The following is a 24,184-nucleotide window of genomic DNA, read 5'->3' on the forward strand; positions in this document are numbered from 1 at the left end:
CTGAGCCGGACCGGTCAAACGCTGGCGAGCTGCACAAGGCGACCAGCCATGAGGTAGGGCGTAGGTGGCCATGGCCGTTCACTCGGGGCGGGCCGGCGAGTGGGTGGTCGTGAAAATGTAGCGGGCGAATCGCCACTAACCGTCGGCTTCGCGACGCAGCAGGAACAACTCTTGGTTGGCTTCGGGCCCGGGCCGGACTTCACTGCCCTGCAGCGTCAACATTATTTGGCTGATCTACGAATCGCATATGGCCGCCGCCGTCCATTATCGCAGACAGCTTCTCGCTATGGCGTCCGTCCGAATAAATACGTATCTCGTGCTTTCCGGACCGAAGCAGCATGGCTGCCAGTGCGAGGCCGGCATGGCCAGCGCCGATTATTCCAATTCTCATCGCATTTACTCGTTGGACATTAGAGGTTGTGACGGCGACCACAGCCTGAATTCACGCTTAATTACCTCTATTTCAGAGAGGTAGCCCATTTCCAGATATCTTTCGATCTTCCTAATCTCCTGCAGGATTCGCATTCTTAGCGCTGGAGATTTCCACCATTGAGCCCGACTGACACCAAAATAGTTAACCGCGAAGCATGAAACTCGCTCAATCTCCGGCCAGTTCTTTTTTATGGTCATTACGTACCGGCGCTTGGCGTATATCTTTCCGATTAGAAGCAATTCCCGAACACTACTGCTCTTCATTAGGGTGCGCGCATATAGCACATTTTCGGCAGTGTTGGATGAGTCTTCTTCCAGAATTATTCTTGTGCTGCTCAGGCCTGCGGAAATTAGCCGCTCTGCGATCTCACTCGCTTCGCTGGTTGCGCGATTTCTGGTTTTCCCTCCCGCTATGATCAGGGTTTCATAGTATCCGGAGTGAAATAGCTCCAATGCGGCGTCAACCAGCTCCGGTTGAGCATGCCGACTGCCGAACATGAGAGCAAACTCGTACCCGGAGATTTCCGTGTCTGGAGACACATAATCAATTAACTTGATGCGATTTCTGGATTCACTTAATAAACCCATGCTGCTCTTGCCGATACTCATCAGACTCTCAATAATTTCTTTGGATTGATGTCAATCTCATCGCATATTTCTTTATAATACATATGCGATATATTTCGACCCAATGCGTAGATAGCTACCATGTAGTGGCAGTCTGGAAATCTTTGCTTGGATAGTACGCACCATATCCGTAAAACCTCCACGACTGAAGTGGCCAGGCACGCGGACGGGAGCTACACCATCAAGACGCGTACCGTTGAAAAGAACGGCAACGGCACGGAGCAGACGGACTCGGTGGATAAGGACGGCAAGATCACGAACGGCGAGCCGAAGACCGTCAAGGGCGGCAAGATCGTGGCCGGCCCCACCGCCGGCAATGCCGATGGCTCGGAAGGCTCGGATGACTCCGGCGACGGCGATCACAACGACAACGCTGATAGCAATGTGGCGGACAACGCCAACGACTCCGGCCCCCCCGACGACGACCATCCCGACCCGGATGCGGATGCCCAGACCGGCCTGCCAGCGGGCGACGGGGACGACGGTGACCAGGAGGGCAATCCGGACGGCCGCCTGGCGGGGATGGATCGGGACACGCTGCTCGCCCTGGTCGGACGTGCGTGGCGCGGCGAGGAAGGGGTCGACAGCCTGGGCGATACGAATGCCCGCTACGGACGCTGGCTCGGTGCACTCAGGGCCGTCGTGGCGGCCGGCGGCACGATCGGAAGCACGGGAGAGGAGCTGGACAGCCTGGGCGCGCCGATCCCCGGATTCGACTTTTCCGGTGGCGGGGGTAGTCATCAGGACGAAGACCTCGACAGCCTTGGCCGCCCGGTGATCGACCTCGACATAGTGCCCCGGCCACGTCCGGGTCCGGACGGCATGACGCGGCTGGGGTCGCTGCTTGACCTCTGCGCGCAGCTCGCCGCGGGCTCCGCCACTGTGGGGGCGTCCGTGAACCTGCTCAGACAGGCCTGAGCGGGCCGCGCGGCCCAGTCACCAGACTGTCATCCTATTGTCACAATCATAGGCTGGCGATAAGGTGTTGAGGAAGTCATCCTCGCTTCCGACCCGTATGACTGGCAACGTTATCGCAATTTATCCCCCTGTCTCATGGCCGCACGGCTCCCCGGCGAGCGGGCCTTCGGAATTGCTGGCCTGTGGCGGGACTGGCTTGGGTGTCGAGATCCGGAGGTGGCAAGGATCTTCTTGACCCTCGCGCCTGCTGAATCCATGGCCGCGGAGCCAGCGCCATTGCAGCCGCGCGCGAGGAAGGGGTCCACGGATTCCCCCGCCCAACCTGCGGGAAAAACGAAGGTCGCATAGCGACCCGCTGCCGTCGTTCGCCCCAGTACGGCTCCGGCGTCAACTTCTGAAGTACAGCGGTCATTCAACGCTGCGTTACAGCCGGCAGATCATCGACATGGACATGCGTCAGTCTGTTCTCGGGATGACTGTACTGGTCGAAGAACGTTCCGCATATCTATGCGTGATTAAAAACGCACTCCTTCCCCGCCCAAGCCGGGCGGCCAATGCAGTTTAGGTAACGTCGAGCGTCTAATGAGTGGACTATTGGCCCACAGCGATGGCTGCCTGACCTATACGGGGCGGAAAACTTTACGCGGCTGTCTGGGCTGGGTCTGGCGCCCACTGGTAGAGTCGGCTCCTCACCGAGGACATGCATCGATTGCCTGCCCTATGCGCCACTGCATAGCGCAGGAAATTCCTTGTGCTGGACGCAGACTGAATTCAGGTCTATATTTGGACCGGTAGTCTCAAGCCTAGGGAGCGGATATGAAACCGAGTCAGGTCAAGCCCATAAGCTATCTGAAAAGCCACGCAGCAGAAATCGTCCGGGACATCACCGAGAGCGGCGAGCCCATGCTGATCACACAGAACGGCGAGGCAAAGGTAGTCGTGCAGGATGCCCAATCCTATGAGGACATGCAACAGACGGTTGCCCTTCTGAAGATTCTGGCGATGGGTCAGAATGACATCGAGACGGGCAACTTCACCCCGACGGACGAAGTGTTTGCCGAATTGGAGCGCATGGACAGGGAGGAAGGGATCGAATGAAGTCTGTAATTCTCGGGCCTGCCAAGTCCGACTTGCAAGACTTGCGACGGTACATCATTAATAAATTTGGCAACAAGACTTGGCTTGAGACCAGAAGCAAGATTCAACAATCAATCAAGCAGGTAGAAGATTTCCCACTGAAGGGTAGCAACCCACCCGAGTTGATAGATTTCCAACCAACGAAATACTATCAAGTCATCAGCGGCATGAACAGAATCATCTACCAGATTGCAAACGACACCATTTACATACACATCATAAGCGACACCAGGCGAGACCTTAAAGCAATACTCGCAAAACGGCTCCTAAGAACGTAGGACCTAAGAAGTTCTCATTTGCCTGTCCTCCGTGGGAGCCTACGCTTGCTCCCGCAACACCTAGCTCACACAGAGCCAAACTTTACGTTGCTCGCGCAGCGAATTCGCGGTCGAGGTCATAGGTCTTCGATCTGGCGGGGTACCTTCACGGATCTGGGCTCGCGGGATCCTCGTGTGAATTGCAGTGCTGGCATGTATCTATGGTTCCAATGCCCAGGGGAAAGGAGTTCGCGTGGGAATAGGTGGGATGCGTGCGTTTCGATCCCCAGGTGCCGCCGACTTCGTCTACCACAATGGCCTTCGGTAAATGGCCCTGATGGCCGATCAGCAGCCTTGGCCTTCCTGATCCCGGGCGTCGCTTCCCGACCCTTTATAGGTAGTCCGTCCCGCTTTCATCGATACTTTGGGACTGGCAGCTTCGCTGCCAGTGAAGGCGGGACATGCACCTGCGGGCTACGAATATCCCGACCCAAACGCCAGACGATTGCGGAGTTAGCTTCGAGCCCGCGGGTGCGCTTGCGCTCAAACGAATACTCAGGGTTCGCCGTCGCACCGGCTCACTATATTGCCTTCGCTGAACGCAAGCATGCATGTCCCTGCCAAGTAATCTATCACTTGTGGAGGCTCGCATGACACCTCTGTTGAGTCAGCAGTTCAGAGCATTCGTCGGTATCGACTGGGCTGATGCTAAGCATGATATCTGCCTGCAGCCGGCAGGTGACGATACGAGAGAGTTCGCGTGCATCCCTCATCAGGTTGCACGCATTGATGAATGGGTCGCGGCGTTGCATAAGCGCTTCGGGGGCCCCATCGCCGTTGCACTTGAGTTATCCCGAGGTCCGATCGTTTCTGTGCTACAGAGACATTCATTCTTGACGCTGTTTCCGATCAACCCCTCAATGCTCGCAAAGTACCGCGAGGCGTTCAAACCGAGCCGAGCCAAGGACGATCCCACCGATGCAGAGTTGGCACTTGACCTTTTGCTTCGTCATCCTGATCGGTTCAGTGCACTTAATCCGCAGAGCGCTGATATGCGCTCTTTGCTGAGCTTGATTGAGCAGCGTCGCGAACTGGTCGGCGATAAGATTCGATTCACCAACCGACTGACCCATGCTCTGAAGCAGTACTATCCTCAAGCCTTGGAATGGTTTGAGGACATTGACACCATACAGTTCTGTGATTTCCTCACTCGCTGGCCCACGCTGCCAGCAGCCAAACGCGCGCGGAGGACGACCCTCGAAGACTTCTTCCATGCGCACAACTGTCGACGGGCCCAACTAATCGAGAGGCGTTTGGCGTCTATCCGGGGTGCTATGCCTATGACGGACGATCCCGGCGTTGTCGCACCCAATCGCTTGCTCGCGTTGATGTTGGTAGCTCAGCTACGGACAGTGCTCGCAGCGATCGACGTGTTCGACAAGGAGATTGCGAGGATCGCACGCACACTGCCTGACTTCGACCTATTTGATAGTTTGCCTGGCGCCGGGCCGCATTTGACGCCGCGGCTGCTAGCCGCGTTTGGTGAGCAACGTGATCGCTACAACGGGGCGGAGGAACTGCAGAAGTACTCCGGCATTGCGCCAGTCACTGAGCGCAGCGGTAAGAAGCGCTGGGTGCATTGGCGCTGGCAATGCCCGACTTTCCTGCGGCAGACATTCGTCGAATGGGCGGGACAGACCATCAACAAATCGTCCTGGGCTGGGGCCTACTACCGCCAACAGCGGGCCAAGGGCAGTTCGTACCAAGCGGCCGTCCGCGCACTAGCATTCAAATGGATACGTATCCTGTACCGCTGCTGGCAGACAGGAACCAGGTATGACGAAGACCTGTACCTCAACGCCTTGAAGAGGCGTGGTTCGCCACTCATTGGGCACCTCGAGGCCCGACCGGATACGAAATTAAATCGCTAAATGGCCTTGACGGACTGCCTCAGGGCGTGACTCTGTCGTTCCACTTGGGCCGCAGTAGCGGCCGCTATCGTGTGTAAAGCGGCCTCTGCCTGCCCGCGCGGACGGCTTTTGCGCTCATGCAATGGCCTCGCCCATCAGTCGTCCACGCATCATCCATAGGTTGCTCAGGGCGAACAGCGTATGCAACTGCTGCGTGTTCTTCATCGGCCGCGATGGCATCTTTAGATGCCACCGTGCGCGGCGATGAACATGGCGACGGCCGACCGGCAATAGGATTCGATTTCGTTGTCGTCCTCTGCTCTCGCCTCGTCGAAGCGGGCGATAAGCAGGAGATCGGATCCTTTGAAAAGCGCGGCGAACAAGCGGGCGGACTGGAGAGCATCGGGTACGTTCAGAATCGCTTTCGCGTGCAACTGACGCAACACGGCCTCGATTTGGGCGATGACATGGGCGGGGCCGGCTTCGTAATGGAGCTTGCTTAACGACTTTTGATTCGTCTTGTCGGCCAAAACCATGGCTTCGACACTGCGGACGTCCGGGCTCAACAGCGTGCGAAGCAGGGATGACCCCACCGCCATGAGCTGATCTTCGGCCGAACCGTCGACGCCTTCAAAAAGAGCCTGCGGTGCAAACTGCTCGCAGCGGGCCACCATGGCCGCGCTGAACAGCGCCTCCTTGTTCTCGAAGTGCCGATAGATGCTTAGCTTGGATATCTTCGCCCGCTGGGCGACCTTGTCCATGGTCGTCGCTTGAAAACCCAGTTCCACGAAGAGTTCGCAGGCGGTGTCGACTATCGTTTGGCGAAGCGCCTCGTTGGCGGGCCGACCGCGCCGGCCCTGGCTGTTTTCGGTCACGAAAATTCCAGTACTTGACAGTATTCAAATTCTTGCACTACGATACCACGGAGTATCGAAAATGTGCAAGCCAAGGGTAGGTTCCAACCGGTTGTCCAAATCAGCTTTCCCCGGGCCGCCCGGCGATAACGAATGCGGCATTGTCCAGCCGGTCAATAGCCATGGGCAACTTTCTGCCAATGCCGAAGCCCTGCTCGCTGACCGTCTCAAGTGCTTATCTCCGGACGTTATTGCGCACCAGGCCTAGCCACCCCTCTATCCACAACACGGAGCCCATCACCATGAATGACGTCATCATCATCGGCGGCAGCTTTGCCGGCCTCGCCGCCGCCCTGCAGCTCGGCCGTGCGCGCCGCAAGGTCACCGTTCTCGATACCGGCCGGCCGCGCAACCGCTTTGCCGGCCACTCGCATGGCCTGCTCGGCCACGATCACAAGCCGCCGCTGGACATCCTAGTCGAGGCGCGGCAGCAGCTCGCGCGCTATCCAACGATCAGGCTGGTCAATGCTCGGGCCGAGAGCGTGTCTGGCGCCATCGACGATTTCTGCGTCGTCACTGACGATCACGAAAGCCTAAGGGCGCGCCGCCTCATCCTGAGCTATGGCGTAGCCGACCAGATGCCTGATGTTCCGGGCTTTGCCGAAAGCTGGGGCACGTCCATCGTGCCCTGCCCCTATTGCGACGGCTTTGAAGTCGCCGGCCAGCATTGGGGCCTCGTCTGGTCCGGCCCACAGTCGCACCAGTCTGCCAGGCTGTTCCGCGATTGGACTGACAAGTTGACTGTCTTCGCCGATGGTCATGACATTGCGGCCGATATCCAGGCCGATCTGGCGCGCCGCAACATACCTGTCGTCGATGGCCGGATCGTCGAGATCGCCCATCACAAGGGCCATATCACCACGGTCAATCTCGATACCCGCCGCAATGTCGCGGTCGACGTCCTGTTCGCCCATCCGCGCAACAAACCGTCCGCAAGCCTGCATGAATCACTGGGCCTTGCCACGGTCGATACGCCCACTGGCATCGTCCTCAAAGTCGACGAGCGCCGCCAAACCAGCATCCCCGGCATCTACGCCGCTGGCGACCTCGCCACGCCCTTCTTGCCCTCGGTCACCCAGGCATCATCGCAGGGCGCGATGGCGGGTATCTTCGCCCAGCAGTCGATGGTTGTTTGAGAGCACGGATTCCTTTCTCCCGTTGCGTCGTCGCCTTCGAAAAGGTTGGCGTAGATCGGCGCGGTGAAGGACGGATCGTCGAGTCAAGGAGATGACATGGCAGAGCAAAGTGCCGATCAGGTCGGTGACTGGAATGGTCAAAGCGGGGAGCGCTGGGTTGCCAACCAGGCCCGGCTCGACGCTATGGTGGCGGTGTTCGGCCAGGCCGCGATAGAAGCCGCCGCGCCCGCGACGGGTGAGCGCGTGCTGGACATCGGCTGCGGCGCGGGCGCGTCGAGTCTGGCTCTCGCAGCCCGCGTCGGCGCAGGGGGCCAAGTGCTGGGCGTGGATATATCCGAACCGCTGATCGGCCGAGCGCGCGCGCTTGCGCAACGGGATACGCCGGCCCTGTTTCAGGTGGCCGACGCCAGCAGCGCAGAGCTGCCCGAGGCCGCGTTCGACATCCTGTTCTCGCGTTTCGGGGTGATGTTCTTCGACGATCCGATAGCGGCGTTCGCCCACATGCGACGCGCGCTCCGGCCCGGCGGGCGGGTCGCTTTCGTCTGCTGGCGCGGCGCGGCCGAGAACGATTGGGTGCGCCTGCCGATGGGCGCGCTCAAGGGCATCGTCCCGCCGAGCGCGCTGCCCGATCCCGAAGCGCCCGGCCCGTTTTCCTTCGGCGACCGGGGGCGCGTGGCACGCATCCTGACGGCGGCAGGCTTCACCGATATTGCTATCGCCCCCTTCGACGCTTCCGTCCCGTTCGGCGAGGGCGGGACGCGGGACGCTGCGATCGACGACGCGGTGAAGATGACACTCGAGGTCGGCCCGTTGTCGCGTGCGCTCGCTGATCAGCCCGACGACATCCGCGCCCGCGCCTCGGCCGCAGTTCGTGCCGCCTTCGCGGGCCTCCCCGGCGAGCGGTCGGTGATGATCAACGGCGCGGCGTGGATCGTCATGGCACGCAATCCGGTAGGCTGACAGGGATTAAACAGGGAGACGCCCCCGCTCGGTGGAGTGGGGCGTTTTTGGCCGGCCAAATTGATGTCCCTCCAAGCTTGGAAGCCGCCATTAGTGAGCTAGAGGCCTTGATGGCGAGGTACAGGCCGCTTCTGGCCGGTCTCGACCCGCTGACCATTTGGGACCGGACTCTGCAGCGCCAGAAGCGACTTCGGACCCGTCTCTGCCGTCCAGCGACTCAACGCCGAACGGCCGGAGTGGTAGATTTTCCGTCAATCGGTAGCGTTAGACTGTCCCCGTGCGCGGCCCGAATGACCGTTCGCGGCTGCTCAACGGACTGATTTTTGCCGATCCCCAGCGCCCGCTCTTGGCCGGCTCAGGCCGTAGCCCGCCGACCACACGAACCGGCAACGAACGGACATAAGGGATGTTCTGATGTTCCAATTTCGTTGAAGGTGCAGGAACTGGAGTGGTTGCTCGATTCGAGGCAACAGTCACTTCACTGAAGAGATTCCGGGCGAGCCGAAGGGAGCCGCTGGCCTGTAGAGACGGCCACTCCGAAAAGGGCCAGAATCGTCATCATGCGGCCGCGGATGACCGGCGGCCGCTACATCGTGCCGGCGTCACATGCAGGGCGGTCCCATCGGATTCTTGTATCGCTGTGTATCAAGCTGGAGTCTAGCTACTTGCGCTGACAACCCGCGTCGCAAGGCACTACAGGCCAGATACACCGGTCACCTTAAATGCAGCAGTAAGCGCGACAGGAACAGCCAGCGGAAGTGCTTGCCAGACCTGCGCCGCCCTCACCTGCATAGGAGGCCATCATGCGCATCAACAGGCGCTTTTTATTGTCCGGCGGCACCTTGGCCGCCACGCTTGCCGCCATGGGCGGCTGGCGTGCGCTGGCCGGCGGCGCGGCGATTGCTGGCGAGACCCGCAAGGCAGCGGAACGCTTCGAGGTCACCATGAGCGACGAGGCGTGGCGCCGGAAGCTGTCCCCGGCCCAGTACGCCGTGCTGCGCAACGAGGGCACGGAGCGACCCTTCAGCAGCCCGCTCAACGGCGAGCACCGCAACGGCATCTTTGCCTGTGCTGGCTGCGAGCTCGACTTGTTCTCCTCGAAGACCAAGTTCGACAGCGGGACCGGCTGGCCCAGCTTCTGGGCACCGCTGGAGAATGCCGTGGGTACCACCGAGGACCGTACCCTCGGCATGCTGCGCACCGAGGTCCATTGCCGGCGCTGCGGCGGTCACCTGGGACATGTCTTCGACGATGGCCCGAAGCCGACCGGCCTGCGCTATTGCATGAACGGGGTCGCCATGACATTCCGGCCCGCCGCCTGACGACTCCCGTGAAGCCCTCCCTGTCGACACGTACAGAACCATGCTGCTCCTGATCCTTGCCTATCTCGGCGGTGCGCTCACCATCCTGAGCCCCTGCATCCTGCCCGTACTGCCGTTCGTATTCGCACGCGCGGACCAGCCCTTCGCGCGCAGCGGCCTGCCGCTGCTGGCCGGCATGGGCATCACCTTTGCGCTGGTGGCCACGCTGGCCGCCGTGGGCGGCGGCCGGGTGGCGCAAGCCAACCAGTATGGACGCTGGCTCGCCATTGCGCTGCTGGCCGTGTTCGGCCTGACGCTGCTGCTACCTCAGCTTGCCGAGCGGCTGATGCGCCCGCTGGTCAGCGCAGGCAGCCGCCTGTCCAACTTCGCGCAAGCCGATGGCCGTGCAGCCAGCCCGGCCTCGTCGTTTCTGCTGGGCATCGCCACTGGGCTGCTCTGGGCGCCCTGCGCGGGACCGATCCTGGGCCTCGTCCTGACCGGCGCGGCACTGCAAGGCGCCAACCTTGGTACCACGCTGCTGCTGCTGGCGTATGCGGCTGGCGCGGCGACGTCACTGGCGGTGGCCCTGCTGATCGGGGGACGGGTGTTCGCGGCCATGAAGCGTTCGCTCGACACTGGCGAATGGATACGCCGCGGCATTGGTGCCGCCATGCTCGTCGGCGTGGTGGCGATCGGGCTAGGTCTCGATACCGGCGTGTTGGCGCGTGTCTCGACGATCGCCACGGGCGGACTGGAGGAGCACCTCGTCAACAGGCTGGCCGGCAACAAGGCCGCCGAGAAGCAGGACGGCACGATGATGATGAGCGCGAATTCGAAAGGCCCGGTGCCGGGCGACGCCAATGGCGGCGCGATGATGATACGTGCCGGGGGCAGGGCAGCGGCGCTTCCGGTCGAAGGTCTGTTCCCGGGACTCAACGGTGCCGTCGAATGGTTGAACTCCCCGCCGCTGACCGCCGAGGGCCTGCGCGGCAAGGTCGTGCTGGTCGACTTCTGGACCTACTCCTGCATCAACTGCCTGCGCACGCTGCCCTACGTGAAGGCGTGGGCCAACAAGTACAAGGACGAGGGGCTCGTCGTCATCGGCGTCCACGCACCGGAATTCGCGTTCGAGCGCAATATTGACAACGTGAAGAGGGCCTCCCGCGAGCTCGGCGTGACCTATCCTGTGGCGATTGACAACAACTTCGCCATCTGGCGCGCCTTCGGCAACCAGTACTGGCCCGCGCACTACTTCATCGACGCGCAGGGCCGAATTCGCTTCCACCATTTCGGCGAAGGTGAATACGAACACTCGGAAGCCGTGATTCGCCAACTGCTGGAGGAAGCCGGCCACGCCGATGTGGCGAAGATCGCGATGGCCATGCCGGCCACGTTGAACGACAAGACCGGCGGTGGGGTGCAGATGGCGGCGGACAACGGTGCGATACGATCGCCGGAGACCTATGTTGGATACGAACGCGCGGAGAACTTCGGCTCGCCTGGCGGCGCGGCGCATGACCGGCCCAAGGACTACACGGCGCCCGCGAAGCCCGACCTGAATCAATGGGGCCTTGCCGGCAACTGGCGCATCGGCGCGGAGCGCGCCACGCTTGACCGCCCGAACGGACGCATCGTCTACCGCTTCCACGCACGCGATCTGCACCTCGTGCTCGGTCCGGCCCAGGACGACAAGCCGGTCAGGTTCCGCGTGACGATCGACGGCGCCGAGCCAGGCACGTCGCACGGCACCGACACCGCACCGGATGGAACCGGCGAGGTCACCGCCCAGCGCCTCTACCAACTGGTGCGGCAGGACGGCGAGATCAGGGACCGCACGTTTGCCATCGAATTCCTCGATCCCGGCGTGGAGGCCTATGCCTTCACGTTTGGCTAACCCTTCGAACCCAAGGAACCTAACATGAACGCGATTGCAGCACTGCAGCGCTGGACACACGCCACCGCGCTCAAGCTCATGGGCGTCGTCATGCTGGTGGCCGTTGCCGCCATCTGGGGGCGGCCCGCACTGTCCGCCGAGGACGCGGTACGCATCCCCGCCCCCTCGCAGGACGAGAAGCCCGGTGATGACCACGCCGCGACGGCCGTGTTTGCTGGCGGTTGCTTCTGGGGAGTCCAGGGCGTATTCCAGCACGTACGCGGCGTGACGCGTGTGACATCAGGCTATGCCGGCGGCGCGGCCAGCACGGCGCAGTACGAGAAGGTAGGCTCAGGCACGACGGGCCACGCGGAATCCGTCGAGATCCGCTACGACCCGGCGCAAGTCAGCTACGGCAAGCTGCTGCAGGTCTTCTTCTCGGTGGCACACAACCCGACCCAGCTCAACTACCAAGGGCCCGATCACGGCACCCAATACCGTTCCGCGATCTTTCCGGTCACGCCGGCGCATCGTGCGATTGCCGAGGCCTATATCGCCCAGCTTGGGGCAGCCAAGTCGTTCCGCGCACCGATTGTGACGCGCTTGGAGGACTACAAAGGGTTCTACCCGGCGGAAGCCTATCACCAGGACTTCCTGACGAAGAATCCGCGCCACCCATACATCGTGATCAACGACCTTCCCAAGATCGGCAACCTGAAGCAGATCTTTCCCGATCTCTATCGCAATGATCCCGTGTTGCTGAGCAGGTCGGGGGCCTGAGACTGGGGTACGGGGCGCAACGCGCCTCAGGCGCAGGTCGTACCCGCTACGCATATCTCTTCGCGCCATATAGCATGCGATGCGGCGTCGCGCTGAGGCAGTGACCGTCAGCTAACTGGGCTTCTGGCTCTCGGCAATTCGAACCCCCTCAATCACTGCCCTGGCCAGCCGAGAGGATTTCGTCCGTTCGGTCGCTTCAGACCTTTACGCAAGCGGGATTCACGCCGCTGGAGATCTTGTGAGCATCCGTCTCAGAACGACCCTTCTCCGCCGTTGCGAGTACCGGAAGACGAATGGCCGCTTCCGAAGTACAACCGACATCGCCCCCCTTACCGTGATCGGCAGGTCTTCGGACGAAGCGAACGTACATCGGACTGCAAAATGTTCGATACCCTATGGCAGTCGCGACACTGGTTTTTCGTTCCTTCACCCGAATCCGCGTAGCTCTTTTCCGACAGGCACTATCATGTGGACATCTTAATGGTGACGTGGAGCCAGAAATCAAATCAGGCAAATCTATCTCGCCATCTGCTCTGGATCGGCTGGGCAACGTTGATTTCCATACCCTATTTGCGCTTGCAGCCCTGTTACGGGGGCGAAGCGTATCGCGCGCGGCGGCCCAGATGGAAGTCTCACAGCCGGCTATGAGTCGAACCCTCGACCGTCTGCGCATCGTATTCCAGGATGCCCTGCTGGTGCGTGAGGGGAACCATATGCTGCTGACTGCGCATGGCAAGGAGTTGCTGCCGATCGTGGAAAAACTGCTGGAGACGACGGCTCAATTGGCCGGCGTCAATGCACCTTTTGATGCCGCGACCCAAGTGCGACATTTCTCACTGGCCTGCAATGAGCATATCCAGCTCTCGCTGGCCCCTTCCTTGCTGACTGCGCTGCGCACCGCCGCCCCTTCCATCACGGCGCAATTCAGTCCATTGCATCGGAGCGGCGCAGTCGATGCGTTGGCAAGCGGCGAACTCGATCTCTGCATTGGCTCGGCCATCCCCTCCGCGCCCGGAATTCACACTTCGCTGCTTTACTCCGAGGCGTTCGTTTGTGTAATGCGAAAGCCGCGCCACACCGGAGGAAAGGTGCGGATCAGCCTGAAGGACTTCTGCGCTCTGCCGCACCTGGATGTCTCGCCAACGGGTCTGACCCTGCTGGGTGAACTGATCAACCGAACTATCCGCAAGCAAGGCGGCTCACGGCAAGTGGTGTACACCATTTCCAGCTTCATGGCGGCGCCGCAGATCGTCAGCGAGACCGACATGATCTGCGCCATCCCTGCCAGGACGGCCAGGCGGCTGGCGTTGCCCGACAACGTCGTCGTGGCCGAGCTTGCTTTTGAGGCGCCTGCCACGGATGTTTCCATGTACTGGCACAACCTCACCCACCGCGATGCAGCCTGCGATTGGCTGCGAGCCGAGATCAGGCGCGCACTCCCCGCCCGATAAGGGCCACCTGGTCATACCAGTAGTGGTATGACTGATATAGACCCACCGCGATTGGTGTCATGTCTATGGTTGCCTATTCTGCAGCCATGCGGGCCAGACAGAGCTCGCCCTCGATAAGTTAGCGTGGAGACAAGATGAACAGACGCACCTCCCTGCGCCTTGCCGCAGCGGCCTCGCTGCTCTCGCTGGCATTGCCTTTCAGCGCTGGCGCATACCCTGACAAGCCAATCCGCCTAGTAGTGTCCTTCCCGCCCGGCAGCGGCGCCGATACCACCGCGCGCTATGTCGCACAGAAGCTCGGTGAGCGGCTGGGTAAGCCGGTGGTGGTGGAGAACCGGCCCGGTGCCAACAGCTTCATTGCCGCCCAGGCCGTGGCCGGTGCTGACCCCGACGGCCACACGATCTTCCTGGCCAGCAATTCGCCGATGGCGACCAATGTTGCCATCTTCAAGCGTTTGCCCTACGACCCCGTGAAGGACTTCGCACCGGTGGCTCGGCTGACGCGTGGCGTGATGGCGGTGGTGGTGCCGGCCTCTTCGGGTGCGATAACTATCGGTGAGTTGGCAGAGCGCAGCCGGGCCCAGCCTGGCACGCTCAACTACGGCGCCGGTGCGGCCTCGTACCAGATTGCCACCGAACTCTTCCTTCACCTTGCGGGTGGCCGCGCTACGCCCGTGCCTTACAAGGGTGTGGCGCCAGCTTTGTCGGACCTTGCCGGCGGCCAACTCGATTTTGCCTTTGCCGACCTCGGCGCCGTTGTTCCCTTCCTGCAGTCCGGCAAGGTTCGCATGCTGGCCGTGAGTGCCGACCGGCGCGTCGATGCCTTCCCCAAGGTGCCGACGCTGCAGGAGTCGGGCTTCCGAGATTACTACATGATCAACTGGACTGCGGCCTTCGTGCCGGCTCGTACGCCGGCGCCCATCGCCAATCTCCTTGGCGAGCATCTGCAGGCGATCTACCGCTTGCCCGAAGGCGTGGCAAAGGTGCGGCAATCCTATGGCGAGCCGTTTTTTGGCGATGCCAACGAGCTCAGACGCTTCCAAATTGAGGAAATCAGCCGCTGGGAGCAGGCAGCCCGGCAGGCCGGAATGCAGAAACAGTGAGATCCATACCATGACGACGAACCCGACCACGAGTGTGACCAATGACCTTCCGGCGCGCGACCTTCCGCTGGCAGGCCTGACCGTGCTTGACCTGGGCCAGATCTACCAGGGACCTTATTGCGGCTTCCTTCTGGCGATGGCGGGCGCCGATGTGATCAAGATCGAGCCGCCACATGGAGAGCCGGTGCGGTCGCGTCGCGAGTCGCTGTTGCCCCTGGCCATGCTCAATTCCAACAAGCGTGGCATCACGCTGAATTTCAAGACCGAGCAAGGCCGCAGCGTCTTTCGCGACCTGGTGGCTAAGGCAGACGTAGTGCTCGAGAACTTCATGCCGGGCGTGATGGAACGCCTCGGCCTCGGCGCCGAGGCGCTGCTGGAGATCAATCCTCGCCTGATCTACGCGTCTGCCTCGGGCTACGGCACCAGCGGGCCGAATCGCGATCATCTCGCCATGGACCTGACCATTCAGGCCATGAGCGGGGCGATGCACGTGACCGGCTATGCCGATCGCCCCCCGGTCAAGGCAGGGCCGGCCATCAGCGATTTCCTGGGTGGTATCCACCTCTATGGCGCCATCGTTACAGCCTTGCTGGAGCGCGAACGGACCGGCCGCGGACGAACTGCCGAAATCGCCATGCAGGACGCGATGTATCCCACGCTGGCCTCCAACCTGACGCTGTACTACGAGGACCCGAAGCGCAATCCGCGCACCGGGAACAAGCACGGGGCGCTCGCCATGGCGCCTTACAACAGCTATTTGGCAAAGGACGGCTACATCGCCATCATCTGTGTCACCGAAGGCCATTGGCCGGCGCTGTGCGAAGCGATGGGTCACCCCGAACTGGGCAAGCATGAACGCTACGCGACGCACACCTCGCGTTGCGAGGTGATGAGCGAAGTGGACGAATTGGTCACATCCTGGACGTCGAACCTGACCCGAGCCGAGATCATGGCGGCGAGCCAGGCTTATCGCTTTCCCTGCGCGCCAGTACGCACGCTCGATGAGGTGGTACACGACCGCCATATGCACGAGCGCGGCATGCTGAGCTATGTTGATCATCCCGAGTTGGGCGAGGTGGTACTGCCCAACAGCCCTCTGCGCTTTCATCAGTCTGCGCCGCTGGTGCTAAAGCCCAACCCGGGCCTGGGCGAGCACAACAACGCGGTGCTGAGCGAGCTGCTCGGCCTGTCGGCCGCCGCGATCGACACCCTGCGCCAGCAAGGAGCGTTCTGAAGTGAAAACCGGCCGTCTGCCAATAGAGACTTCCAGCCATGTCTGATTTCGTCCAGACTGTCCGTGAGGATGGCATTGCCATCCTCACGCTGAATCGCCCCCAGACCCGCAATGCCATTGCAGACGACGCCAGCATCCAGGCGATCGTCACGGCACTTGCGGAGATCTCCGCCGATACGACCCTGCGCGCGGCCATTCTGACCGGCGCCGGGCCCGCGTTCTGCGCCGGCGGCAGCCTGCAATCGCTGGGTCAGCTCGCAGCGGGTGAGCCGATCGTCAACGAACAGCGCTACCGCACTGGCATCCAGCGCATTCCGCGTGCCTTCCAGCAAATCGACATACCGGTGATCGCGCGGTCAACGGCCCCGCCATTGGTGCCGGACTGGACCTCGCCTGCATGCGCGACATCCGCATTGCCTCGACCCGCGCTACCTTTGCCGAGAGTTTCGTCAAGCTTGGCCTGGTAGCGGGCGACGGCGGCGCCTGGTTGCTGGCACGAATCCTGCCGCTGGCGCGCGCGTATGAAATGGCGCTCACCGGCAACGCCATCGATGCGCAGCAGGCAATGGAATGGGGTCTCGTGTCGCGCCTGGCCGAGCCTGAAGCACTGATGGAGACTGCGCTGACGCTTGCGCGTGCGATCGCTGCGAACCCGGGGCACGCAGTCAGGATGACAAAACGCCTGGTGGACGCGTCCCTGCTCAACACGCTCGACGCCGTGCTCGACCTCTCCGCCAGCATGCAGGCACTGGCGCATACGACCGAAGCGCACCGCCAGGCACTGTGCTTGCTGACGGAACGCGTGGGGAGCAAATCATGAGCGTGACCAGCCCGAGCCCCACCGCGAGCATACGCTGCGAAGTGGCGGACCAGATTGCCGTCATCACCCTCAACCGGCCAGACCGGCTCAACGCCTGGAACGCCGAAATGGAAGCGGGACTGCGCGCAGCGCTCGAGCGCTGCCGGGACGACCGCGAGGTCCGTGTGATCGTGCTGACGGGGGCCGGCAAGGCCTTCTGTGCCGGCGCCGATCTGTCGGCGGCGCGCGCGCGGCTGACAGCGTCCGGCCCGCAATGCGCCGTTGGCACGGCGGCTCCCATGCCTGACGATGCCACCGCCAGGGAAGACTTTGACCAGCGCTACAGCTATCTGCTGGCCATCGGCAAGCCCATCATCTGCGCCCTGAACGGCGCCGCAGCCGGGGTTGGCCTTGTGCTCGCACTCTATTGCGATATCCGCTACGCCAGTCACGACGCGCGACTGGTGCCGGCGTTCGTGCGGCGCGGGTTGGCCGCCGAGCACGGCATTGCCTGGATCCTGCCCAGGCTGATTGGCTTGTCACGTGCGCTCGAGTGGCTAATTAGCGGCAGGTCAATGTCCGCTCAGGAGGCCGATCAGGCCGGTCTGGTTTCCGCGGTACTCGAAGCCGATGGGTTCCTGCCGGCGGTGCTCGAACGTGCCGCTACTTTGGCGACGCTATGCTCACCCAGCGCAATGGCGGCGGCCAAGCGGCAGTCGTACCTCGCGCTTGGCCAGACGCTAGGTGAAAGCGTGGCGCTGGCTGAGCGCGAGATCGCGGCTTCATTGCAGGGCAGCGACTTCCGTGAGGGGGTGGCGGCCTTCCTCGACAAACGACAGCCTTCGTTCCTGGGACTGGGGCGCTGAGCGGCTTGCCTGCGCGTGCGCAGCTAGCATATGCCTGAACGTCCGGTACGGGACAACGGCCATTCGCTGACTTCGCTGACCCGCGTCGGACGGCGCGTTATCGGCCGAAGTGGACGTTCGCGCAGTCCATTTGCCGGTAGTCACTATTCTTACATTCGCTTACGAAGAAATGCTGCATGGCGATAGGCAGCGAATACCTTCAAAACCACCTAAAGTGCGAATTGAGCCCCCGTCCGGTGCCGTCGGTAACGACTGCATGACAAGGTGAGCTATTTGATGTTGGCAGCGGGGGTGTCGGGCATTCTCGGGCAGAAGGAACATGAACCGATCTGCGCAAGCGTTGCTTGAGTATCACGAACGCAGCAAGCACCGCGTCAACCGCTACGCCCCAGGCCCCGGATGGCTTGACTGGGCAACCCAGCCAGATCCGTTCCGCGCGTTCCATGGCTCACCGCGGATTGTCCTGCCACTGGCCGCGGACACCTTGCCCACACGCTACAACGCGTTGCGCTGCGGCGCCCTGCCGCCCGCGCAGGGCTTCAGCCTTCGTACCCTCGCAATCCTGTTTGAGCTTTCGCTCGGCTTGTCAGCGTGGAAAGCCTTTGGCGCTCAGCGGTGGGCACTGCGCTGCAATCCCTCGAGCGGCAATCTGCATCCGACCGAGGGCTATCTTCTTTGTCCTGCCCTGCCCGATCTGCCGGGCGGGGTCTACCATTACCTGAGCCGCGACCACGTCCTTGAACAGCGGGCTGCATTGGATGATCCACGATGGACTGAGGCGTTCCCGGGCGGCGGTATCCTAGTTGGTATCAGCTCGATCCATTGGCGCGAGGCATGGAAATACGGAATGCGCGCCTGGCGCTACTGCCAGCATGACTGCGGCCATGCCATTGCCGCAGTCAGTTACGCGGCAGCGGCTCTCGGATGGCAGACGCGGCTGATCGAGACTGCTGCGGATGATGCCTTGGCCGCATTGCTTGGATTGGATCGCAGCGACGATTTCGGAGCGGCCGAGCGGGAGGTGCCGGATGTCGTGCTATGGATCGGCAATGCGGAAACACGGCCTGACCTGGAGCGCCTGTGGTCCACTCTCGATAAGGCGCACTGGTACGGCTACGCAAACCAACTAAGCGCGGGACACGTAAGTTGGCCGGATATCGATTCGGTCGATCGTGCCACGCGCAAGTCTCTGACTAGCGAACCGACCCCGCTGAATCCGGAGCCGCCACTGCGGCCTGCGGCGCCCGCCTTCGACCTGAGCTTTGCCCGGATCGCCCGGCAGCGCCGCAGCGCCACGAGCTTCGATGGCACGGCGCACATTACCGCTACCGCCTTCTTTACAATGCTGGCAAGCCTGCTGGCGCGTCGCGACACGCCACCGTGGAACGCGCTGATGTCTCCTGCTGCGGTGCATCTGGCGCTATTGGTTCACCGCGTGGACGGACTGGAGCCGGGCCTGTACGTGCTGGTGAGAAACTCCGGGGCGCTGCATGGACTCAAGCAGGCTATGCGCCCGGAATGGCTGTGGCAGAGAATCGGACCGGACCATCTGCCACTCTATCTTCTGCTGCCGTACGATTTACGCGCAGTGGCAAAACTGATCTGTTGCCACCAGGATATCGCCGCCGATTCCTACTTCGCGTTGGGCATGCTCGCAAACTTCGAAATCGCCCTGAAGCAGCCATGGCGTTATCGCCATCTTTTCTGGGAATGCGGCATTCTCGGCCAGGCACTCTATCTTGAAGCCGAAGCCACCGGAGAGCGCGCCACGGGGATCGGCTGCTTTTTCGACGATGAAATGCATGCCGTGCTCGGCATCAAGGATCACACATGGCAAAGCCTGTATCACTTTACCGTTGGCTGCGCCATGGTCGATCAACGCTTGTCGACGCTTGCACCGTATGAGGTTCAGGCTTGACCCGGAAGTGCTGTTCCGGGAAGACTCCGCCAATCCATCAGCTTTCGGACTCCGCTGGGCAAGGATACCGCGATCCAGGCTTCGGAACTCGTGTGGGTTGCGGGGGCAGAATTGTGGAGGCACATTGGCGCGCCACACGCGACGCGCCACATTCCGGCGTGTCAGAACTTTCTTGGAGTCTGCGACTATGCATATGGCCAGCGTCCACCGAGCCTTGGCAAGGCAAATCCACCACGTCGGGTGTATGGCCGCGGTGGCCGACGCGACCGAAATCATCCGCGCGCGAAGGTCCGTTGTCTGGGCGGAGCCGACGCTCGGACGTCCGTGTGCAAGCGTGGCCGAACGTCTGTAGATGGCCGGATGCGGCCAACCAGACAGCGGCACGCATTGTCACGAAAGGGAAGCTTCGGAAAGCTTTGCTCGCCAGGCGAGCAGTAGTTCGGCAATCTGCTGGGCGGATGCGGAATTCCCAGCGAGGCCCATCCCGTCTCGCTCGACTGACAGAAGGTATGCCAACAGGGTGGGACCATCAGCCAATATCACCAGCTCAAAGACTTTTGGCACGTACATGCGATATTCATCCCGAGGACCCGCAGAGTTCGCGACGCCAATGGGATCCCAGAGATAATAGAGAATCTCGTCAACTATTCGATAAAGCGTCAGATCTGGCTCGGTCATTTTTGAACCCATCGTTTTCTCACCGTCGTTGTAGGGATGGCTTTCCGAATGGTAGCTGCTACCCGAGTCACCTTCAGGAACGCTGCTCCTGGCCGCCGGTCTCTGACCGACCCAGAGCGGGCATTCGTGGCGCGGGATCGCGCGGCAAATGCGCTCACTCAACGTTCGACATGAGCGGCAGCCTCAAGCGCAGCTTGCGGCTGCCGCTCGATGGAGGGGTTAGGCTTCGGGCCGCTCATATTCGTGAAGTAGCCTCTCGGCCCATTGAAGCAATGACGAGTGTGCGACGCTCCTCGATGGATCGTCGTGCCAGTAGTGCAGCAACTTACCCCTGAGATCCCCGACGGTTTCGTACACCACGAAGTCTCCTGCGTCGTTGGTCAGAACCGGGAGCCATGAAGCGCACCAAGGCTCTATAAAATCCGACATCGGATCAGCGAAAAACGAACGCTCGCTGAGAATTTCCCTAACGGATAGAAGCCGACGATTGTTCTTCCGACTGAGTGGCGAATTCCAAACCTGCCCATCATGCCAGCCGAGCAGTACTTGAAGGTCATCTGGCAGTTGGACGCCTTCTGCAAGGGTACGGGCCAGTCCAGCCAGGTCAGCTGCCTGCACTGGCGCTCGAAGCGTCGTATGCACTTCGGCAGGAAGAACCTGATCGAGCTTGGCTAGAACTGCCATCAGCTCGGCTCTCGCGTCTTTGCTCGTTTCGCTCATAGTCGACTCCTCGCCTTCGCGCATAAACGTTTGAGCTCAGGCACGGCCCGTCAGGGCAGTCGTCCCCGCAGTGAATTGTAAGAGATCATTGCTCAAACTCACTGAATGTTGTCCGCGTGAAGAATGCGACGCTCTGGTCTGTGCTAAGACCATATTTTCTGCTCACCCTAATTGCGACGTCATGGTATTCGGACAATTCCGCAGTCGGGGAGAGCTTTGCGGTTTCCGAATCGATCTCTTTGAACAGAGTCTTTTCGCGAGCGGTGAGTTTATACCGAAGCAAGACATCAGAGTTATCGGATCGAGGAATTGTCAGAATGGGATATGTTTCAAGGACAGATTCAGCCATAGCTGTTATTGGCCCAACTAACAATGCGATGAGTAGGACGATGCTCTTCATGATCTCTAACGTTCGATATGAGCGGCAGACGCAAGCGGGCGAAGACGCATGTGGCTGTCCGCTCGATACGGGTTAGAGCACAGGCCACGCATGGTAGTGGCAGCGGTATTGAGGTTCTTCAAATTTCCAGTAGCCTTCCACCAAGCTCCAGCGAACAGAGAGAAGGCGCCGCTGAAACTGACTGAGAAAGTCTTCGAAGGAACTGCCAAGCAGCTTCTTCTCATCTTCGTCGCGCCCAAAGGCGATGACCTGCCCAATGTGACCTTCTGAATCAGGGTCAAAGTCCAGGGCGCTGTGGTTGCCTCCCCCATCGTGCGTGAAGGGAACCCACCTTGAGTTGAGGTAATGCGGCTTGACTACCCCGGGTGGTTGCGATGACATGGAGGACGCCAACTCTTCGTTCAGATTCTCGTCCTCGAGAGATTTCCAGTTGTCCCACTGGGTTTGAATCTCGGTGATTGACAGGAACTCGTCTCCGAAGAACAAGCCACACTTCCGGCCCGGACCTTGCCCGTTATGCAAAGCGAGCAACTCCTTGAACGATTGCGGTAATGATAGTCTGATGTGTCGCTCAAGGGAGCGGATAGCGTCAGCAGATGCGGGTGGGTTCAGGTCAAACAACGAGAGACAGCTTCGAGTCTCCAGCAGTGAGCGAATCTGTAGCCAAGTTTGGTGCACGTGGCGGCCTCCTGTGCTCTAACGTATTGTAATGGGCACCGAAGTGCCGTTTATCACCACCCATGTCGCACACGGGGAGGCCGGGAGACCCTAACTCGTTGACGCATCTATAGCTCCGCCCAATTTGCTGGATTTTATCCAGCATTAAATTGGACGCCAAAAGCGGTGCCTATTACAGATGATTCTGCCGGAAGCCCGCTGTCTTGTGAAGGTAGGTCGGACATGCTGCCAGCAGCTGGCCAAGGGGAATCGCCACGTGCAAGTGCTGAGGTCTGCGGCCACCGCAGCGTTTCGGCCCTTGCGAGCGACGCGGCTGATCGATCAATTGCGCTCCTGTGGCCCGGACGCAGCGGCCTGCGATTGGCCTGTTAGCGCACATAGGGGCGTCGCTAGCAGAAATATTGATCGCCAACAACAAGCACGCGCGGAGCGCCGGGGCGTCTGGCTGTGAGCCTTTGCATTCCGGGCACGCCAGTCAAACGACTTGGGTTGATGAGCCAGAACGTAGCTGACCTTTTCCTTCGGTCCTTGAAACTTGATCGCAAACGGATTGGTCTCGTTGTAGGCTGCGGTAGTCATCGGCAAGCCAATCACGATGCTGGTCCGTTCATTGAACGGCCGCGGGACAGGACCAGCATCGGATGCATATCCTTCAGTTTGACCCAATCAAGCACGGCGGCGAATCCATGGTCACGCAACGCATCGGCGCGGAGGCTATCTAATGGCGGGCAAGCTATGGGTGCCTGAGCGACGTGACATCATCTGGATCGACTGCAATCCGCAAGGTGGCCGTGAGACCTGGAGACAGGCTCCCTTGGAGGTATTTGCTGCGGCTTGTGAGCAACTAAACCAGATCATTGCGATCGCAGAGTGACCTGATAGGGGTCCGCCTGCCGTCTTGGTCCGTCTCAATTGTTCAAGCGGTAAGCAATACTTGTACGGTTACCGATTGTCCAAACATTGTCGACCGGCAAAGCGTGGATGTTCTGCCTAGCATGATTGTGTGCCTTAACGTTGATACGCTTGGCAGGCCAGCCATTGCCTCGACGAAAGTCATGCTGACTTAAGGTTCGGTCAGCGCCGCCGACAACCATGAACTAAAGCTTTCGGACAACCATCCCGGCCAACCGGCCAAGATAGTTGTCGCTGGGCCGGCCGTCCTGCTTGACGCCCTGGGCGTTGCGCTGGCCGAGGAATGCGCCCATGGCTGTGCCGGTGAATCCAAAGGCCGCAGCCCGCCCAGATAGAGCACCGTGCAGAGCCAGCGACAGCGCGCCGCATGCCTCTCCCGCGCGATCGTAAGCGTCAGCGGAACCCATCTGGTGAGGCAGGAGCAGCGATGAGAAGGTAGCGGCTTCACGGTATGAGGAGTGAAGCGATGGCCGAGCATCGAGACGGCAGTAGTGGACACGAAGGGACGAGGTATTACCGGCATGATCAAGCCTTCTGGCGGGAGATGGTGGCGCAGTGGAACAATAGCGGGCTGGGCATCCGCGCTTTCTGCCGGCAGCATGGCCTGGCGGTCAGCACCTCTGGCCTGTGGCGCAAGCGCGTGGACCACGACCAGCCGGCTGTGATGCCTCTGACGGTGACCGCCGACACCGCGTTCATCGCGGCGGCCACGGGCACAGCACCCGCCGTGCAAGCGGTGGCCGACATCGCGCCATCGAGGGGGCGTGACCATGTAGTGATCGCACTGGCCGGCGCGCGCATCGAACTCACCGGCGCGCATGCCGAGCGCATCGTACGCTTTGTGCTCGGGCAACTGGGAGGCGGACGGTGCTGATCACCGGCGATGTGCGAGCCTTCATCTGCCGCGATACGGTCGACATGCGCAAGTCCATCGACGCTCTGTCATATCTGGTGCAGCCGCTGCTAGGACAGAACCCGTTGTCGGGTCACCTGTTCGTCTTCGTGGCCGCGACCGCTCGAAGGTCAAGATCCTCTACTGGGACCGTACCGGCTTCGTGCTGTGGTACGAGCGACTCGAGCGCCGCCGCTTTCCCTCGCTGGCGGCGTTGGCCCAGGGCGGCTTCTCGCCGGCCGAACTGAACGCCTGGCTCGAAGGCATCGAGATTCCGGCGCAGCGGCG

Annotated in this window: 23 protein-coding genes and 3 pseudogenes; 17 read left to right on the top strand and 9 right to left on the bottom strand. The window is 61.2% G+C overall.

Translation table 11 applies throughout. The annotated features are described in order from the left end of the window. Positions 1–199: 199 nt before the first annotated feature. Together CNE_RS43140 and CNE_RS30905 are read right to left on the bottom strand one after the other, a co-directional pair. Entirely contained in the window at positions 200–391 is a 192-nt protein-coding gene (locus CNE_RS43140; RefSeq protein ID WP_080569617.1) for an NAD(P)-binding domain-containing protein, read from the bottom strand. A 5-nt stretch (positions 392–396) separates the two neighbouring features. Beyond that, positions 397–1,041 carry a YdcF family protein gene (locus tag CNE_RS30905; RefSeq protein WP_041228968.1) on the bottom strand — a complete coding sequence of 215 codons (645 nt, stop codon included), beginning with the start codon at positions 1,039–1,041 and terminating at the stop codon, positions 397–399. A gap of 126 nt (positions 1,042–1,167) precedes the next feature. On the opposite strand from CNE_RS30905, the gene CNE_RS30910 reads away from it, so the two are divergent. From CNE_RS30910 to CNE_RS30925, 4 genes are all read left to right on the top strand, one after another. Next, positions 1,168–1,977, top strand: coding sequence for a hypothetical protein (locus tag CNE_RS30910; protein WP_013958641.1), 810 nt, complete (start codon positions 1,168–1,170; stop codon positions 1,975–1,977). 816 nt (positions 1,978–2,793) lie between these two features. Then, positions 2,794–3,075 (top strand): type II toxin-antitoxin system Phd/YefM family antitoxin, encoded by a 282-nt coding sequence (locus CNE_RS30915; protein WP_013958564.1) that lies wholly within the window; start codon positions 2,794–2,796, stop codon positions 3,073–3,075. Further along, the gene (locus CNE_RS30920; protein WP_041228970.1) at positions 3,072–3,392 is read left to right on the top strand and encodes a type II toxin-antitoxin system RelE/ParE family toxin; all 321 of its coding nucleotides are present in this window, start codon (positions 3,072–3,074) and stop codon (positions 3,390–3,392) included. The genes CNE_RS30915 and CNE_RS30920 overlap by 4 nt, the downstream gene beginning before the upstream one ends. Positions 3,393–4,021: 629 nt before the next feature. After that, entirely contained in the window at positions 4,022–5,302 is a 1,281-nt protein-coding gene (locus CNE_RS30925; RefSeq protein WP_013958642.1) for an IS110 family RNA-guided transposase, read from the top strand. Positions 5,303–5,416: 114 nt separating this feature from the next. Here CNE_RS30925 and CNE_RS40820 read toward each other — a convergent pair. Further along, a pseudogene (locus CNE_RS40820) lies at positions 5,417–5,536 on the bottom strand (IS5/IS1182 family transposase); the annotation flags it as partial. Further along, a complete protein-coding gene (locus tag CNE_RS30930; RefSeq protein ID WP_013958643.1) occupies positions 5,524–6,156 on the bottom strand; it encodes a TetR/AcrR family transcriptional regulator in 633 nt (210 codons plus the stop codon). The pseudogene CNE_RS40820 and the gene CNE_RS30930, both read right to left, overlap by 13 nt. Before the next feature lie 281 nt (positions 6,157–6,437). On the opposite strand from CNE_RS30930, the gene CNE_RS30935 reads away from it, so the two are divergent. From CNE_RS30935 to CNE_RS30985, 11 genes and pseudogenes are all read left to right on the top strand, one after another. After that, the gene (locus tag CNE_RS30935) at positions 6,438–7,331 is read left to right on the top strand and encodes an NAD(P)/FAD-dependent oxidoreductase (protein WP_013958644.1); all 894 of its coding nucleotides are present in this window, start codon (positions 6,438–6,440) and stop codon (positions 7,329–7,331) included. A gap of 96 nt (positions 7,332–7,427) precedes the next feature. Beyond that, a complete protein-coding gene (locus CNE_RS30940; protein WP_013958645.1) occupies positions 7,428–8,291 on the top strand; it encodes a class I SAM-dependent methyltransferase in 864 nt (287 codons plus the stop codon). 803 nt (positions 8,292–9,094) lie between these two features. Beyond that, positions 9,095–9,613, top strand: a complete 519-nt coding sequence (msrB, locus tag CNE_RS30945; RefSeq protein WP_013958646.1) for a peptide-methionine (R)-S-oxide reductase MsrB — start codon at positions 9,095–9,097, stop codon at positions 9,611–9,613. 40 nt (positions 9,614–9,653) lie between these two features. Next, positions 9,654–11,486 carry a cytochrome c biogenesis protein DipZ gene (locus tag CNE_RS30950; RefSeq protein ID WP_013958647.1) on the top strand — a complete coding sequence of 611 codons (1,833 nt, stop codon included), beginning with the start codon at positions 9,654–9,656 and terminating at the stop codon, positions 11,484–11,486. A gap of 24 nt (positions 11,487–11,510) precedes the next feature. After that, positions 11,511–12,245 (top strand): peptide-methionine (S)-S-oxide reductase MsrA, encoded by a 735-nt coding sequence (gene msrA, locus CNE_RS30955; RefSeq protein ID WP_013958648.1) that lies wholly within the window; start codon positions 11,511–11,513, stop codon positions 12,243–12,245. 395 nt (positions 12,246–12,640) lie between these two features. Beyond that, on the top strand, positions 12,641–13,696 hold the full coding sequence (locus CNE_RS30960) for a LysR family transcriptional regulator (RefSeq protein WP_013958649.1): 1,056 nt from the start codon (positions 12,641–12,643) through the stop codon (positions 13,694–13,696). Positions 13,697–13,830: 134 nt separating this feature from the next. After that, complete coding sequence (locus CNE_RS30965; RefSeq protein ID WP_013958650.1) at positions 13,831–14,799, top strand: Bug family tripartite tricarboxylate transporter substrate binding protein; 969 nt, start codon at positions 13,831–13,833, stop codon at positions 14,797–14,799. Positions 14,800–14,809: 10 nt separating this feature from the next. Continuing rightward, on the top strand, positions 14,810–16,033 hold the full coding sequence (locus CNE_RS30970; RefSeq protein WP_013958651.1) for a CaiB/BaiF CoA transferase family protein: 1,224 nt from the start codon (positions 14,810–14,812) through the stop codon (positions 16,031–16,033). 38 nt (positions 16,034–16,071) lie between these two features. Then, positions 16,072–16,853: pseudogene (locus CNE_RS41170) on the top strand (enoyl-CoA hydratase-related protein). Continuing rightward, the gene (locus CNE_RS30980) at positions 16,850–17,698 is read left to right on the top strand and encodes an enoyl-CoA hydratase-related protein (RefSeq protein WP_013958654.1); all 849 of its coding nucleotides are present in this window, start codon (positions 16,850–16,852) and stop codon (positions 17,696–17,698) included. The pseudogene CNE_RS41170 and the gene CNE_RS30980 overlap by 4 nt, the downstream one beginning before the upstream one ends. Positions 17,699–18,017: 319 nt before the next feature. After that, on the top strand, positions 18,018–19,616 hold the full coding sequence (locus CNE_RS30985) for a SagB/ThcOx family dehydrogenase (protein WP_013958655.1): 1,599 nt from the start codon (positions 18,018–18,020) through the stop codon (positions 19,614–19,616). A gap of 390 nt (positions 19,617–20,006) precedes the next feature. Here the strand turns inward: CNE_RS30985 and CNE_RS30990 are convergent, their stop codons facing one another. The 5 genes from CNE_RS30990 to CNE_RS43145 all read right to left on the bottom strand — a co-directional run bounded on the left by CNE_RS30990 (position 20,007) and on the right by CNE_RS43145 (position 22,671). Beyond that, a complete protein-coding gene (locus CNE_RS30990) occupies positions 20,007–20,456 on the bottom strand; it encodes a hypothetical protein (RefSeq protein ID WP_148271720.1) in 450 nt (149 codons plus the stop codon). Between the two features lie 57 nt (positions 20,457–20,513). Continuing rightward, positions 20,514–21,014 (bottom strand): SMI1/KNR4 family protein, encoded by a 501-nt coding sequence (locus CNE_RS41175; protein ID WP_148271721.1) that lies wholly within the window; start codon positions 21,012–21,014, stop codon positions 20,514–20,516. Between the two features lie 85 nt (positions 21,015–21,099). Further along, positions 21,100–21,414 (bottom strand): hypothetical protein, encoded by a 315-nt coding sequence (locus CNE_RS41180; RefSeq protein ID WP_148271722.1) that lies wholly within the window; start codon positions 21,412–21,414, stop codon positions 21,100–21,102. A 72-nt stretch (positions 21,415–21,486) separates the two neighbouring features. Beyond that, a complete protein-coding gene (locus CNE_RS38735) occupies positions 21,487–22,092 on the bottom strand; it encodes an SMI1/KNR4 family protein (RefSeq protein WP_148271723.1) in 606 nt (201 codons plus the stop codon). A 321-nt stretch (positions 22,093–22,413) separates the two neighbouring features. Then, complete coding sequence (locus CNE_RS43145; RefSeq protein WP_404997155.1) at positions 22,414–22,671, bottom strand: protein PemK; 258 nt, start codon at positions 22,669–22,671, stop codon at positions 22,414–22,416. 799 nt (positions 22,672–23,470) lie between these two features. Between CNE_RS43145 and tnpA the strand changes: the two genes are divergently transcribed. Together tnpA and tnpB are read left to right on the top strand one after the other, a co-directional pair. Continuing rightward, the gene (gene tnpA, locus CNE_RS31010; RefSeq protein WP_013958661.1) at positions 23,471–23,878 is read left to right on the top strand and encodes an IS66 family insertion sequence element accessory protein TnpA; all 408 of its coding nucleotides are present in this window, start codon (positions 23,471–23,473) and stop codon (positions 23,876–23,878) included. Positions 23,879–23,922: 44 nt separating this feature from the next. Next, a pseudogene (gene tnpB / locus CNE_RS41890) lies at positions 23,923–24,119 on the top strand (IS66 family insertion sequence element accessory protein TnpB); the annotation flags it as partial. Positions 24,120–24,184 lie beyond the last annotated feature (65 nt).

The sequence above is a fragment of the Cupriavidus necator N-1 genome (assembly GCF_000219215.1).
GTDB lineage: Bacteria > Pseudomonadota > Gammaproteobacteria > Burkholderiales > Burkholderiaceae > Cupriavidus > Cupriavidus necator.

Bases quoted from the DNA above. Each gene is read 5' to 3' on its own strand.
- CNE_RS43140 (WP_080569617.1), bottom strand. From the start codon at position 391: ATGAGAATTGGAATAATCGGCGCTGGCCATGCCGGCCTCGCACTGGCA.
- CNE_RS30905 (WP_041228968.1), bottom strand. From the start codon at position 1,041: ATGAGTATCGGCAAGAGCAGCATGGGTTTATTAAGTGAATCCAGAAAT.
- CNE_RS30915 (WP_013958564.1), top strand. From the start codon at position 2,794: ATGAAACCGAGTCAGGTCAAGCCCATAAGCTATCTGAAAAGCCACGCA.
- CNE_RS30920 (WP_041228970.1), top strand. From the start codon at position 3,072: ATGAAGTCTGTAATTCTCGGGCCTGCCAAGTCCGACTTGCAAGACTTG.
- CNE_RS30925 (WP_013958642.1), top strand. From the start codon at position 4,022: ATGACACCTCTGTTGAGTCAGCAGTTCAGAGCATTCGTCGGTATCGAC.
- CNE_RS30935 (WP_013958644.1), top strand. From the start codon at position 6,438: ATGAATGACGTCATCATCATCGGCGGCAGCTTTGCCGGCCTCGCCGCC.
- CNE_RS30940 (WP_013958645.1), top strand. From the start codon at position 7,428: ATGGCAGAGCAAAGTGCCGATCAGGTCGGTGACTGGAATGGTCAAAGC.
- msrB (WP_013958646.1), top strand. From the start codon at position 9,095: ATGCGCATCAACAGGCGCTTTTTATTGTCCGGCGGCACCTTGGCCGCC.
- CNE_RS30950 (WP_013958647.1), top strand. From the start codon at position 9,654: ATGCTGCTCCTGATCCTTGCCTATCTCGGCGGTGCGCTCACCATCCTG.
- msrA (WP_013958648.1), top strand. From the start codon at position 11,511: ATGAACGCGATTGCAGCACTGCAGCGCTGGACACACGCCACCGCGCTC.
- CNE_RS30960 (WP_013958649.1), top strand. From the start codon at position 12,641: ATGGCAGTCGCGACACTGGTTTTTCGTTCCTTCACCCGAATCCGCGTA.
- CNE_RS30965 (WP_013958650.1), top strand. From the start codon at position 13,831: ATGAACAGACGCACCTCCCTGCGCCTTGCCGCAGCGGCCTCGCTGCTC.
- CNE_RS30970 (WP_013958651.1), top strand. From the start codon at position 14,810: ATGACGACGAACCCGACCACGAGTGTGACCAATGACCTTCCGGCGCGC.
- CNE_RS30980 (WP_013958654.1), top strand. From the start codon at position 16,850: ATGAGCGTGACCAGCCCGAGCCCCACCGCGAGCATACGCTGCGAAGTG.
- CNE_RS30985 (WP_013958655.1), top strand. From the start codon at position 18,018: ATGAACCGATCTGCGCAAGCGTTGCTTGAGTATCACGAACGCAGCAAG.
- CNE_RS41175 (WP_148271721.1), bottom strand. From the start codon at position 21,014: ATGAGCGAAACGAGCAAAGACGCGAGAGCCGAGCTGATGGCAGTTCTA.
- CNE_RS41180 (WP_148271722.1), bottom strand. From the start codon at position 21,414: ATGAAGAGCATCGTCCTACTCATCGCATTGTTAGTTGGGCCAATAACA.
- CNE_RS43145 (WP_404997155.1), bottom strand. From the start codon at position 22,671: ATGACTACCGCAGCCTACAACGAGACCAATCCGTTTGCGATCAAGTTT.
- tnpA (WP_013958661.1), top strand. From the start codon at position 23,471: ATGGCCGAGCATCGAGACGGCAGTAGTGGACACGAAGGGACGAGGTAT.